Below are 13,362 nucleotides of genomic sequence, written 5' to 3' on the forward strand. Positions count from 1 at the left end.
ATCCGTACGGGCCGTACACGAACAGGCCGACGTCCCTACGGATCACCGTCGTAGCGCCGCCGTCACTGGAAAGCGTAAGGCGCGGTCGCCACGCTCGGTGAGGTGACGACCGAATTGAGTGACATGGCACTGGCCTTCCGGCAGCGTTTCAGCTCGACGCGCCGCGGGGCCCGGCTCGCCCGGCGGCTGGCACAGGCGCAGCTGGCCTTCTGGGGCGTGCCCTACGGCTGCGCGCTCTCCGACGACGTGGGGCTCGTCGTCGGGGAGCTCGCCGCCAATGCCGTCCTGCACGGGCGGGTGCAGGGGCGGGACTTCGAGCTGCGGATGGGGTACGACGGAGGGCATAACGTGCGCGTTGCGGTGAGTGACACCCGGGACGACGCGCGGCCGCCGGGGGAGCCGCCCGTGGTCGATCCGTGGTCGGCGGAAGGCGGACGCGGGCTGCTGGTGGTGCAGGCGCTGGCGCGGGAGTGGGGCGTGGCGCCGAGGGGGCCGGGGAAGACCGTGTGGGCGGACCTGTCGGGCACGGGCACGGGTGCCGGGTGAACCGCCTCGGCGCGATGCGACCCACGGGGCCGGGTCGGGCGCGGGGGAGGGTGACGGGCCCGGGGGCGTGGCGGCCGGAGACCGGGTGGGTGCAGGGTGCGGCCGCGGCCTGGTGCGCCCAGCGCATCGGCCGTGTGGTCCCGCTGCTCCGGACGGCCCACCCCGCGGCACGGCCACCGGCCCTTGCGCCCGCCCTGTGCTCGGGTGACCCCGTGCGCATCGGCGGTCCCGCCGTGCCGCCACGTTTCCCACGGCGCCGAGCGGCCACGCGCAGCCGGCCGTCCCTTCTGGAGGACAACGCAATGAACCCTCGACGCACCCGGTGCGCGGCGGCTCTCGGCACGCTGCTCGCCTCGGTCGCCCTCGGCTCCTTCGCGGCCCCGTCCGCTGCTTCGCAGCCGCGCGAACTGGTGGTTCCCTCGGCTGCCTACCCGACCGTCCAGTCCGCGGTCGACGCCGCGCACCCCGGAGACCGCATCGCCGTCCGCCCCGGCGTCTACCGGGAGCAGGTGGTGATCCGCAAGGACCTCACCCTCACCGGGGCGGGGGCCGGGAAGACGACCATCCTCGCCCCCGAGCAGTTGGTGACGGGCTCCGACGGCCTCAACTCGATCGTCTCGCTCGACAACGCGGCGAAAGTGAAGATCTCCCGCCTCGCGGTGAGCGGGCCGGGTTCCGGCACCTGCGACGCGGGCGCGCTCGGAGCCGGCATCCGGGTCCTGGGCGGAGCGCACCTGGACCTGAGCCACGCGGCGGTCTCCCACATCAAGGACACCCCCATGGCCCCGTGCTTCCGGAGCGCCAATTCCATCCTGATCGGGGACTTTCCCACCGGTGCGGGGTCGGCGACCATCCGGGACTCCCGGATCACGGACTATCAGGGCTCCGGCATCGTCGTACTCAACGCAGACTCGCAGGCCACGCTCCTCCGCAACGTCGTGACCGGCCAGAAGAGCATCTCCACGGACGGAATCGAGTTCGTCGAGGCGACCGGCCGGGCCGAGCGGAACACGGTGAGCGACAACGCCTGCCGCGAGCCGGATCCGGGGTGCGGCCCCGATTTCTTCACCGAGTTCCAGCACGCCGGGATCCTGGCCAACACGGGAGTGACGGTCACCAGGAACCGCCTCACCGGCAACCAGCTCGGCATCTACGGGTTCGGCACGATGGAGACCAGCCACAACACCCTGATCAACAACGAGTACTTCGGGATGGCCCTCCAGGACGGGACGTTCACCGCGGTCAAGGACACCATCCGGGGCGGCGGGGGCGGCGTCGCGGTCATCGCCTCGGCCGTCGACACCAGCGCATGGCTCAAGCAGGTGCGGATCACGAACGTCTCGGGGGAGCGGATCCAGAAGTTCGAGTGCTGTGGGTTCACCGCGAAGGTGACCACCCAGCACTAGGTCACTCCGCAGCGGCCCGGCCCTCGCCGGCCATGAAGCGCCAGACCAGGGCGTGCCCCAGCACGATCAGGCCGATGAGCATCAGCGCCTCGGCCTGGATGGGGTCCAGCCCGAACGGCTCGGCGAGTTCGGGGACGGCGCCGATCACGGCGATCAGGGCGTAGAGCAGCGCGGCGCCGGCCTGCTGCCAGGTCAGGAAGCGGTCGCCGCGCGCCCGGGCCAGCAGTCGCAGGGTGCTCGCGCAGCCGATCAGCGAGAGGACGATGAAGGCCGCGCGCCAGACCTGCGGCTGCTCGGTACCGCCGACCTGCGCGAACAGGCCCATCAGGGCGGGCAGCAGGAAGGACAGGTAGATCCCGCCGACGACGCGCCGCAGGGCGGGGTCGCGCATCCAGTCGTGGTGGCTCTGGACGACGTTCCACCACAAGCCCACCAGGGTGAAGCAGGTGGCGGAGAAGAGGGCGTAGAAGGTGCTGACATCCATGGGCGGCGCAGCCTCGGGGGGAGTTGGCGACGATGAAGGCCGGCTCGGTGATGGCGCAGCAGGCCGTACGGACGTCAGGGCACTCTCGCAGCGGCAGCTGTGCCGTGGTGTGCCGCGGGGGACGGGACACGCCTGAAGGCATCCCATCGGCCTAGATTTCAAGATCGCCAATGATCGTGCGGGTCCTATGATCTGCGCATGATCGAAGGAGAGTTGGTACGGCTTCGCGCGCTCCGCGCGCAGGATGCGGAGCATCACGTCCGGTGGCGCAACGATCCGGAGGTGGTCCACTGGGCCACCGGCGGCGACCCGTGCTTCGGGCCGGTCACGGCGGAGGCCGTCGAGCTCGCGTTCGAGTCGATGCTGCGGCTGAGCCCGAGGGAGTCGGCCGTCTTCACGGTCGAGGACCTGGCCGACGGCGCGGTGATCGGCATGGTGGACTACCGCGACCTGGATCCCATCGCCGGGCTGGCCACGGTCGGGGTCACCATCGGCGAGCGGGACCGCTGGGGTCACGGCCACGGCTCCGATGCGCTGCGGCTCCTGGTCGGGCACCTGTTCGGCGCCCTCGGGCTGCACCGGATCGAGCTCGACACCTGGAGCGGCAACGAGCGGGCCGTGCGCGCCTTCACCAAGGCGGGCTTCCGCGAGGAGGGCCGACGCCGGTCCACCCTGCTGGTGGCGGGCAAGCGCTACGACTCCGTGCTGTTCGGCATGTTGCGTGAGGAATGGCCGGGCGCTGCGGGCCCGGCCTGATCGGCGGGGCGCCGGCCCCGGGCCGGCGCCATGGCCTTCACAACGCCGCCGCCCCGGCCCCCGCACGTCGTGTGCGGGGGCCGGGGCGGCGGTGTGTCCTGCGTGGGCCGGGCGGTCCTACGGGTTGGTGAAGTAGCCGAGGAGGTCGGTGATGACGTGGTTGCCGCCGCCCCAGCTGTTGGAGACGCTGACCTTGCCCGATCCGACCGGGGTGGTCACGTGGTTGGGGACGGTGACGCCGGGGATCGTGTTGAGGCTGCTGGCGCCCGGGAGCGTGCCGCCGAAGGCGTACGCCGTCAGGAAGCCCGGGCTGGTGGTGTCGGTCGCGGTGACGTTCAGGACCGCGCCCACCGCGTTCGCCGGCAGACCGGAGACCGTCGTCGTGGCACCCGGGGCGAGCTTGCCCGTGGTGCGGGTGTCGGCGAGACGCTTCGGGACGACCGGCTTGAACAGCGCCTTGCCGTCCTTTCCGTAGTAGCCCACCGCATCCAGCACCAGGTGCGTGGAGCCGGAGTTGGTGAAGAGGGTGATCGTGCCGTCCGGGCCGACCGGCACGATGGCCTGGTTCGACTTGTCCTTGCCCGGCTCCAGGTTCAGGTTGGAGGTGGCGGTCCGCTTCGCCGGGTTGGGGTAGGCGATCACGTGCGCCGCCTCAGTGGAGCCGGTGCCGGTCAGGTTGAAGGCGACGGCGGTGGCGTCGGCGGGGATGCCGCCCACGCCGGCGACCTTGACCGTGCGGGTCTTGCCGCCGGTCAGCGCGCCGCCGCTGGTGCGGGTGTCGAGCAGCCGGGTCGGGGCGAGCGGGCTGAACCGCTGTCCGATGTTGGGCTGGTAGTAGCCCACGAAGTCCACGATGATCGACGCCCGGCCGGAGTTGAGCTGCATGTACGCCCCGTCGTGGCCGGCGACGGGGACCGTGACGGTGTTGGACGTGGTGGCGCCGGCCCGGACGTTGACGTTCGAGGTCGCGGGGCGGTCCTGTCCTTCGGGCCAGACGGTGAGGTGGGTGTCCTCCAGGGCGCCGGTGACGGTCACGTTGACGACGACCGCGGACATGCTGCCCGAGAGCGGGAACTCGGGCCGGTTGAGCCCGATGGGCAACTGCATCGACAGGGGTTCGCCACCCGGCATGGAGGGGGTGTCGTCGCGGCTGTCGTAGAACCGGAACGGCTCGACGGCGACGTAGCCGGCCGCCGCGTAGTCGGCCTTGACCGTGCGGCTGGAGGCGGACTTGGCGCCCTGGGAGTCCTCGGCGGTGACGGTCACCGTGTAGTCGCCGGGGGTCCGGTAGGTGTGCGTGAGCCTGGACAGGTCGGAGACGCGCTCGGTGGTGCCGTCGCCGAAGTCCACGTCGACGCGGCTCAGCGGCCACGGCGCCTTGGTGGCCGACGGGTCGACCTGGAAGGTCAGCGGGGAGATGCGCTCGATCGGGTTGTCCGAGGTCGGCAGGACCGACTCGGCGGTGAAGGACGTGGTCAGCGCGCCGGCCGCGGTCACCTTGACCTGCTGCTCGGCGAAGGCCTTCCTCCCGGCGGCGTTGGACGCGGTCACCTTGACCACGCACGCGCACGGAGAGCCGTAGACGTGCGAGGCGACGGCCTGGGCGGCCTCGCCCTGCCGGGTGACGACCGGGGCGCTCCCGTCGCCGAAGTCCACGCTGTACGACATGCCGGTGGGCCATTGGCTGTTCGACGAGGTCGTCACCTCCACCGTGGTGCCGACCGGTGCCCAGGCCTGGTCGACCGACATGGTGACCGTGCTCAGGTAGTCGTGGGTCTCGCCGGCTCCGCGGTCGAGGAACCCGCCGTCCTTGCCGGTGTTGGCCACGCGGGGGTCGTCGATCGGGCCGAAACCGGCGATGTCCAGGGAGGCCAGCGCGCCCGGCGCCGTCGCGTCGGCGGAGTCGACGAGGGCGGCGTTGACGTCCGCCGGGTTCAGGAGGTCCTGCCCGCCCTGGCCGGTCGCCGCCCGGAACTCCGAGGGGGTCTTGTAGTCGGTGCCCGCCCACTGGTACGGAGCATCCGTGATCTCGGGCTGGCGGTTGAGGACGTTGTAGTCGGCCCGGGTGCCGGCCGCCGCGCTCTGCGCCACCAGGAGACCGTGGCGTGACGGGGAGGGCGTCTTGCAGGCGGGCTGGGAGCGCTCGGCGATGATCAGGTTGTTGAACACCGAGCTTCCGGTGGAACCGCCGCCGACCGAGATGCCCGTACCGCAGTAGCTGGTGACGTTGTTGTTGGCGATGACCGTGCCGGGGGCGTCCACCACGGAGATCGCAGGCTGGGAAATGCTGTGGCGGACCCTGTTGCGGCTGAGGACCGTGCGCTGGGCGCCGGCTCCGATCTGCGCAGAGATGACGGTGCTCCGGCTGACGCGTACGTCCGCGCTTCCGGCACCGATCACGAGCTCGCGCAGAATGTCGGACGTCTCCACGGTGACGTCGCTGGAACGCTCGACCTTGGCGCCGCTGCGCGTACTGATCCCACGGAACACGAGGTGGGAGGCGCCGTCGATGGTCAGGGCGCCGCCCAGATCCGCCTTCCGGACGCTGCCGGCCTCGGTGGTGAAGGTGATCGGCTTGCCCGGCTCTCCGGAGCGGTCGATCGTGAGGGCTCCGGGGTAGGAGCCCGGCGTGATCCGCACGGTCTGGCCCGGCTGGGCCGCCTTGGCCGCCGCCTGGATCGAGCAGAACGGGGTGTTCTGCGTTCCGGTGCCGGTGTCGGAGCAGTTGGCGTTCTCGCCGTTGTTCACGAACAGTTCGGTCGGTGCCTCGGCGGCGGAGACCGCCGGTATGCCGAGGATGGTGACGAGGCCCGCGGTGAGCAGGACCGCCGCACGAGTAGGACGTACCAACAGTTTTCCTTCGAGGACGGCCCGTTCCCCCCGAAGGGCACCAGGCGCATGAGACACAGAGATGCCGCTCATGATCCCTTGTCGGGCAGCCGTTTGTCACCAGGGAATTGAACATGCTCAACGCCGGTCGGGCAGGTCTAGCCCCGGGCCACCGGCCGGTAGGTGCACACGTGGACGCCCGCCGGGCTGACGGCCGTTGAGGTCAGTTCGAGGGTGCGCAGTCCGCCGTCGGCCGGGAAGATCGACTTGCCGCCGCCGAGGAGCACCGGCATGACCATGAGCCGGAGTTCGTCGACCAGGCCCTCGCTCAGCAGGGTGCGTACGAGCGTGGGGCTGCCCATGACCACCAGGTCGCCGCCGCCGTCGCCCGCCTGCAGCTCGCGGATGCGGGCCACGGCCTCGCCGCCCGCGATGAGCGTGGTGTTGTTCCACGTCAGCTCGTCCTCGCCCAGGGTCGTGGACACCACGTACTTCGGGATCGCGTTCATCCGGTCCGCGAACGGGTCGCCGGCACGGTCCGGCCACGCCGCGGCCATCGTCTGCCAGGTGCGGCGCCCGAACAGCAGCGCCTCGGCCTTCTTCGTCGCGTCGTCGAAGGCACCGCCCACCACCTTCTCGTCGAAGAACGGGTGCGACCAGCCGCCGTGGGCGAAGCCGCCGTCGTTGTCCTCGCCCTGGCCGCCGGGTGCCTGTACGACTCCGTCGAGGCTGATGAATTCGGTGATGACGATGCGCATGGGGGTGTTCCTCTTCCTCGGGCCGGTCGGTGTGCACGCGGCCGGTGCCTGCAGTCGGTGCGTACACAGGAGAGACTGCCGCGCCCGCCGGAACTCATCGCGCCCCCACGCGGATGCGGCCGTGACGTGGGTCACGCCGTCACGTGCCGAGGGTGGCCGAATATGGATGACAGTGGCTGGTTCACGAGGGATGATGATCGGCGTCTGTTCGAGTTCGCGTGCGCCCGACTGACGCTGGGGGAACAGAACGTCTACCAGTCGTGCGGCGCCGCGACCGGCGTGACTCCCACGTCACTTCTGGCATGAAGGAAACCCTTCTGGTGCGTCCCACTCGTGCGACGGTCCTGCTGACCGCAGGTCTCGTCACTCTTCTCGGCGTTCCGTCCGCCGCGGCCGCCGAGGCCCCGGCCACGCTCTACGTGAACAACTACGCAGGCTCCTCCTGCTCGGACGGCGGCCCCGGCTCGCAAGGCCAGCCCTTCTGCACCATCTCGGCGGCGGCCAAGGCCGTGGCGCCGGGCCAGACCGTGCGGATCAAGACGGGCAAGGCATACGCCGAGGCCGTCACCATCGACCGCTCCGGCGCACCGGGCAAGCCGATCAGCTTCGTGGCCGACGGGCCGGTGGGCAGCCTGGTGAGCCTGGGCGGCAATCCGCTCACCATCAGCGGTGCCTCGCACGTGGTGGTCCGCGATCTGAATGCCACTGGCGGCATCAGGGTCAGCCGGTCCGCCGACGTCGAGCTGGACCGGATCAAATCGTTCGGCCCGACGACCGGGGCGTCCCTCGTGGTCGGCGACGCGAGCACGGACGTGCGCGTCAGCCGGGCGCTGCTGTACGGCGCCCGGATCGAGGGCGGCGCCGAGCGCACCGTACTCAGCCGCAACGAGATCCACGGCACCAAGAGCGATCCGCTCGCCGTGGTGGACGCTCCCGGCACCGTCATCACGAACAACACGGTCTCCTTCGGCTGCGGCACGGCCGTGTCGCTCAGCGGTGGTTCGACCGGCTCCGCCGTGTTCAACAACGCGATCAACGCCACGTACCTGTCCGGTCCCTGCGACCCGGCTCTGGGACGCGGCGCCATCGCGGTGGCGCAGAGCGCGACGGCCGCCACCCGCGCCGACTACAACCTGATCGCCGGCGATTTCCAGGCCGGACAGGTCTACAAGTGGGGCGGCGCTGCCCACCAGGACCAGGCGGCGTTCCACGCGGCGACGGGCCAGGGCGGGCACGACATCGTGCTCCCGTCCACCGCGGACGCCGGCACGAAGGCCGTGGACTCCGCCGACGCGACCGCGCCCGGCGTGCTGCTCACCGACAGCCGCGGGTATCCCGTCGTGGACGACCTGCGCGTGCCCAACACCGGCAAGGACGGCGGGTACCTCGACCGCGGCGCGCGCGAGGGCCAGAACTGGCTGGAGAGCGCCCGGCTGGAGCTCGACCAGCCCTGGGCGCCGGCCGGCACCGCCGTGAAGGCGACGGCCTCCGCGGTCAGCGCCTGGTCCGCACCGCTCACCTACCACTTCGACTTCGGTGACGGCTCCGCCCCGGTCGTCACCGACGAGCGCACCGCCACGCACGTCTACAGCTCGCCGTGTGAGTGCACGGCCACGGTGACCGTGTACAACGAGGCCAAGCTGAAGGTCGCCGCCGGCTCCAAGGCCAAGGTGACCGCGCCCGGTCCGCTGACGGCCGCCTTCGCCTCCAAGCCGTTCCTGCCGACCGCCGAGGACCCGCGGGCGTACGTCGCCCCGCTGACGGTGGAGGTCGACCCGCGGAGCTCCACCGCACCGTGGCCGGTCCAGCAGGTGGACGTGGACTTCGGTGACGGCGCCAAGGAGCGGGTGTCCGCGCTGGAGCCCGTCCGGCACGCCTACGCGCAGCCCGGCGACTACAAGGTGACCGTGACCCTCACGGACGCCAAGGGCGCCACCTCTGCGGTCAGCCGGACCGTGCAGGCCGCGTACGCCGCGTCGGGCTACGTGCCCGTGCACCCGTTCCGCGTCCTGGACACCCGTCTCTCCAACAGCCCGGTGCAGGCCGGCACCGCCGCCCAGGTGGCCGTGCCGGTCGTCTACTACAGCTCGGGCCCCCACCACACGGGCGGGGCGACCGCGGCCGTCCTGAACGTGACGGTGACCGGCGCCACCCAGGACACCCACCTGAACGTCTGGCCCTCGGGCCAGCCGCGGCCGGCGACCTCGAACGTGAACGTCCGCGCGGGCGGCACCTCGTCCAACACGGTCACCGTGCCCATCGGCTCCGACGGCAAGATCCTCGCCCAGCTCAACTCCGGCCAGGGGCACGTCGTCGTCGACTTCGTCGGCTACTACCAGCCCAACACCGGGCAGAAGTTCTACCCGGTCACCCCGACCCGTCTCGCCGACACCCGCACCATGGGCGGCGCGCTGGGCGCCGGCCAGACCCGGACCGTCAAGGTGGCGGGCGTGCGGAGCATCCCGCCGGACGCCGCGGCCGTCGCGCTCAACCTGACCAGCACCGGCGCCACGACCGACACGCACGTGATCGCCTACGCGGAGGCGGACAAGCGCCCCACCACCTCGAACCTCAACCCGGAGCCGGGCAAGGACAAGTCCAACCAGGTCATCGTCCCGGTCGGCCCGGACGGCACGATCACCCTCTACAACAACGCCGGCTCCACCGACCTCGTCGTCGACGCCGTCGGCTACTACCACCAGTGGGGCGGCGGGGCGCTCTTCACGCCGGTCGTTCCCAAGCGGCTCGCCGACACCCGCACCACGGGCAAGCTCGCCCCCGGCGCGACCACCACGGTCTCCGGTCTGCCGGCCGACGCCGTCGGCGCGGCCCTGAACGTCACCGCGACCGAGAGCACCGGCGCCGGCTTCCTCACGGTCCACGGGTACGGGACCGCCCGCACGGACGCCAGCAGCCTCAACACCCGGCCCGGCGAGACCGTCCCCAACCACGTCATCACCCCCGTCGGGGACGGCAAGGTCAGCATCTGGAACAGCTGGGGCGGCAGCAACCACGTGATCGTCGACCTGTTCGGCTACTTCGCCCACGGCTAGCCGGCCCGGGAACACCCGCAGCACCCGCAGTACACCGGAGCCCCGGCCCCCGCACCCCGCGGAGGCCGGGGCTCCGGCCGTTCGGCGCTCCGATCCGAAATGGGAGCCCATCGGGGCAATCCGGGCGAGGAGTTGGGGTCTCTGTGCGTTCGGTCATGAGACCGTGGTGAAGCCGAGACGAATGGTGCGTCACATCTGCCGGACCGACGGCGAGTCGGGTGCGAATACCTGATAGACAGTGGATATTCACGGCTAGACCGGCCGTACACCTTTGACGGCTCCTGGGGGGATCGCCGCACTGTGAAGCCGCTTCACCGTCACCTCGTCAACACCTCGCGCAAGGTCCTGTGCACGGCCGCACTCGCGGCCAGCCTGACCACCGCCGCGGTCGTGACCAATCCGTCGACCGCCGACGCGGGCGAGTCCGAGCCGACTCCGGACAGCCCGCAGGCCGCCGACCGCGGTGACGCCCGGCTGGACCTGCCCGACATCGTCGCAGACCCGCCGCCCGCCGGCGCGGGCGCGCAGGAGGGGGCCAGCGGGATACCCGCGACCGCCCTCGACGCCTATCACCGTGCCGAGCTCTCGGTGGCCGCCGCGCTCCCGAACTGCAAGCTGCCCTGGCAGCTGCTCGCGGGCATCGGCCGGGTCGAGTCCGTCCACGCCTCCGGCTACGGGCTCAAGGCCGACGGCTACACCGAGAAGCCCATCCGCGGCCCCCGCCTCGACGGCAACGGCTTCGCCGAGATCCGGGACACCGACAAGGGCGAGTGGGACGCGGACACGGTGTACGACCGTGCCGTCGGCCCGCTCCAGTTCATCCCCTCCACGTGGGCCACCTGGGGCGCCGACGGCAACGGCGACGGCAAGCGGGACCCGAACAACATCTACGACGCGGCGCTCGGCGCCGGGCTGTACCTGTGCGCGGGCGACCGGGACCTCTCGAACCAGGCCAAGCTCGACGAGGCGATCCTCAGCTACAACCGGTCGCGCGAGTACGTGAACACCGTGCTCGGCTACATGCGGCAGTACCAGAGCGGCGGCGCCGCCGAGGTCCCGAACCCGCCGGCCGGGAACTACCCGCCCCAGCAGCCGGGCACCTCGCTGCCCACCCCGCGGCAGACCCCGGTCACGCACACCCCGACGCCCAAGCCGACGCCGACCCCGACGCCGACCCCCACCCCGACGCCCACGCCCACGCCGACCCCGACCCCGACTCCGGAGAAGCCGGCCCCGCACCTGCAGGAGCTGGTGCTGCTCGACGGGCCCGGGCTGACGGCCGAGGCCGGCTCGGCCTTCACCGTGACCCCGAAGGTCAAGCTGGTCCTGAGCGACGGCAAGCCCGCCGCCGACCGCGAGGTGATCTTCGCGGTCGAGGAGGACACCACCGGCGGCACGCTCTTCGGGGCGGAGAAGTCCCTGGTGGTCAAGACGGGAGCCGACGGCATCGCCGCCGCGCCCGGTCTGAAGGCGGGCACCAAGGCGGGCACCTTCAAGCTGCGCGCCTCCGCCTACGACACCACGACCAAGCTCACGATGAACTTCGAGGGCCGCGTCACGGTGACGGTCGCCGACAAGCTGGCCCGCCCGGAGGGCTCGAAGCCGCTGGAGGCGGTCGCCGGCACGAGCCTCACGGGCGTGCAGGTCCTCGCCACGGCCGCCGGCAAGGCCGTCGCGGGTACGGAGGCCGTCGCCGACCTGGTCGTGAAGGACGCGGACGGCAAGTGGGTCCCGGTGGACCCGGCGACCGCGAAGGGCCCGTACTTCAAGGACGAGGACGGCAAGAAGGTCTTCGGCCGGGTGCTGCCCAAGGCGGACGCCGACGGCAAGATCGTCCTGCCGGAGCTGTTCACCACGGACGTGCCCCCGGGCACGTACTCCCTGCGTCTGACCACCAAGGAGAACGTGACCCTGATCCTGGACATCAAGATCACGGCCCCCACCCAGCAGCCCCCGGCCTAGCCGGGGCGGATCGGTCCCGGCCCGCCCCGGCGGGCCCGCGGCCGGGCCCCGGCCCGTACGACAAGTGGCCCCCGGCACCGTCCCACGGTGCCGGGGGCCACTGCCGTACCCCGCCCCACCCCGGGAGGGGAAAGGCAGGAGCCCTGCCGCTCTGCTCGCGCAGAGGTGACAGGGCTCCTTGGGTACTGCTTTTCCAACCCGCGATGAGGTTGGCCCAGGCGATTAGGCCGGGGTGACGTTCTCCGCCTGCGGGCCCTTCGGACCCTGCGTGACGTCGAAGTTCACCATCTGGTTCTCCTCGAGGGAGCGGAAGCCAGAGGCGTTGATCGCGGAGTAGTGGACGAAGACATCCGGGCCGCCGCCGTCCTGGGCGATGAAGCCGAAGCCCTTTTCAGCGTTGAACCACTTCACGGTTCCGGTAGCCATGAGCCCTCCTATGGGCCAAAGGGTCGCCCTGCTCCAGAACCTGCTAAGAAGTCTGAAAACTACAAAAGCCTGCGGGTCACATTCTCCGCAGGCCTCGTACTGCAAGGGAAACCAAACTGCAACTTGCGTCGAGCCTAGCACGCACCCTGTGGCGGAGACCAGAGGGAAAGATCACGTCACCCGGACGTTTGAGACCCGCCCGAAGGCTGACGCGGACACGGGGACTAGTCTCGCGATGTGGACGTCTACCGCAGCCGGCCCCGCGTCGGCCACATTCAGTTCCTGAACTGCCTTCCCCTCTACTGGGGCCTGGCCAGAACCGGCACGCTGCTGGACCTGGAGCTGACCAAGGACTCCCCCGAGAAACTCAGTGAGCGCCTCGTCCAGGGGGACCTGGACATGGGTCCGATCACCCTCGTGGAGTTCCTCCGCAATGCCGACCAGCTCGTCGCCTTCCCCGACATCGCGGTCGGCTGCGACGGTCCCGTGATGTCCTGCGTGATCGTCTCGCAGGTGCCGCTGGAGCAGCTCGACGGCGCCCGCGTCGCCCTCGGCTCCACCTCTCGTACGTCCGTACGACTCGCTCAGCTGCTGCTTTCCGAGCAGTACGGGGTACGGCCCGACTACTACACCTGCCCGCCCGACCTCAGCGTGATGATGCAGGAGGCGGACGCGGCCGTACTGATCGGCGACGCCGCGCTGCGCGCCTCCCTCCACGACGCACCCCGGCTCGGGCTGACCGTGCACGACCTGGGGCACATGTGGAAGGAGTGGACCGGACTGCCGTTCGTCTTCGCCGTCTGGGCCGCCCGCAAGGACTACCTCGCCCGTGAGCCCGGCGTCGTGCGCGAGGTCCACGAGGCCTTCCTCGCCTCCCGGGACGTCTCCCTGGAAGAGGTCGCCAAGGTCGCCGAGCAGGCGGCCCGCTGGGAGGCCTTCGACGCGGACCTGCTGGAGCGGTACTTCACGACGCTCGACTTCCGCTTCGGCCCCGATCAGCTGGCCGGCGTACGGGAATTCGCACGCCGTACGGGACCCACGACGGGGTATGCCTCGGATGTCGCCGTGGAGCTGCTGAGCTCGGTGGTCCAGGAGTGCTGACCGGGTTTACCTCGCGGTAGCCCATGGAGCCGTCCGGGCGA

The 13,362-nt window shown here is 71.1% G+C and carries 10 protein-coding genes; 6 read left to right on the forward strand and 4 right to left on the reverse strand.

Annotated elements, in window-relative coordinates; genetic code table 11:
- The first annotated feature begins 123 nt into the window (after positions 1 to 123).
- A complete protein-coding gene (locus tag OG472_RS26020) occupies positions 124 to 546 on the forward strand; it encodes an ATP-binding protein (protein ID WP_401607900.1) in 423 nt (140 codons plus the stop codon).
- Positions 547 to 848: 302 nt separating this feature from the next.
- Positions 849 to 1,952 carry a nitrous oxide reductase family maturation protein NosD gene (locus OG472_RS26025; RefSeq protein WP_405831508.1) on the forward strand — a complete coding sequence of 368 codons (1,104 nt, stop codon included), beginning with the start codon at positions 849 to 851 and terminating at the stop codon, positions 1,950 to 1,952.
- A gap of 1 nt (position 1,953) precedes the next feature.
- On the opposite strand, the gene OG472_RS26030 is transcribed toward OG472_RS26025, so the two are convergent.
- Positions 1,954 to 2,436 carry a hypothetical protein gene (locus OG472_RS26030; RefSeq protein ID WP_401607574.1) on the reverse strand — a complete coding sequence of 161 codons (483 nt, stop codon included), beginning with the start codon at positions 2,434 to 2,436 and terminating at the stop codon, positions 1,954 to 1,956.
- 198 nt (positions 2,437 to 2,634) lie between these two features.
- Between OG472_RS26030 and OG472_RS26035 the strand changes: the two genes are divergently transcribed.
- Positions 2,635 to 3,192 (forward strand): GNAT family N-acetyltransferase, encoded by a 558-nt coding sequence (locus tag OG472_RS26035; protein ID WP_401607571.1) that lies wholly within the window; start codon positions 2,635 to 2,637, stop codon positions 3,190 to 3,192.
- 117 nt (positions 3,193 to 3,309) lie between these two features.
- Here the strand turns inward: OG472_RS26035 and OG472_RS26040 are convergent, their stop codons facing one another.
- Complete coding sequence (locus OG472_RS26040) at positions 3,310 to 6,042, reverse strand: PKD domain-containing protein (RefSeq protein ID WP_405831511.1); 2,733 nt, start codon at positions 6,040 to 6,042, stop codon at positions 3,310 to 3,312.
- Between the two features lie 137 nt (positions 6,043 to 6,179).
- Positions 6,180 to 6,779 carry a dihydrofolate reductase family protein gene (locus OG472_RS26045; protein ID WP_405831513.1) on the reverse strand — a complete coding sequence of 200 codons (600 nt, stop codon included), beginning with the start codon at positions 6,777 to 6,779 and terminating at the stop codon, positions 6,180 to 6,182.
- A 302-nt stretch (positions 6,780 to 7,081) separates the two neighbouring features.
- Between OG472_RS26045 and OG472_RS26050 the strand changes: the two genes are divergently transcribed.
- Together OG472_RS26050 and OG472_RS26055 are read left to right on the forward strand one after the other, a co-directional pair.
- Positions 7,082 to 9,832, forward strand: coding sequence for a PKD domain-containing protein (locus tag OG472_RS26050; RefSeq protein ID WP_405831515.1), 2,751 nt, complete (start codon positions 7,082 to 7,084; stop codon positions 9,830 to 9,832).
- Positions 9,833 to 10,132: 300 nt separating this feature from the next.
- The gene (locus OG472_RS26055; protein ID WP_405831517.1) at positions 10,133 to 11,794 is read left to right on the forward strand and encodes a lytic murein transglycosylase; all 1,662 of its coding nucleotides are present in this window, start codon (positions 10,133 to 10,135) and stop codon (positions 11,792 to 11,794) included.
- Positions 11,795 to 12,016: 222 nt separating this feature from the next.
- Here the strand turns inward: OG472_RS26055 and OG472_RS26060 are convergent, their stop codons facing one another.
- Positions 12,017 to 12,220: a cold-shock protein gene (locus OG472_RS26060; RefSeq protein ID WP_030162033.1), complete on the reverse strand. Its 204-nt coding sequence runs from the start codon at positions 12,218 to 12,220 to the stop codon at positions 12,017 to 12,019.
- 237 nt (positions 12,221 to 12,457) lie between these two features.
- Here OG472_RS26060 and OG472_RS26065 point away from each other — a divergent pair, with 237 nt between their 5' ends.
- Positions 12,458 to 13,321, forward strand: a complete 864-nt coding sequence (locus tag OG472_RS26065; RefSeq protein WP_383573997.1) for a menaquinone biosynthetic enzyme MqnA/MqnD family protein — start codon at positions 12,458 to 12,460, stop codon at positions 13,319 to 13,321.
- Positions 13,322 to 13,362: the final 41 nt, after the last annotated feature.

The organism is Streptomyces sp. NBC_00207 (assembly GCF_045160965.1).
Classification (GTDB): Bacteria; Actinomycetota; Actinomycetes; order Streptomycetales; family Streptomycetaceae; genus Streptomyces.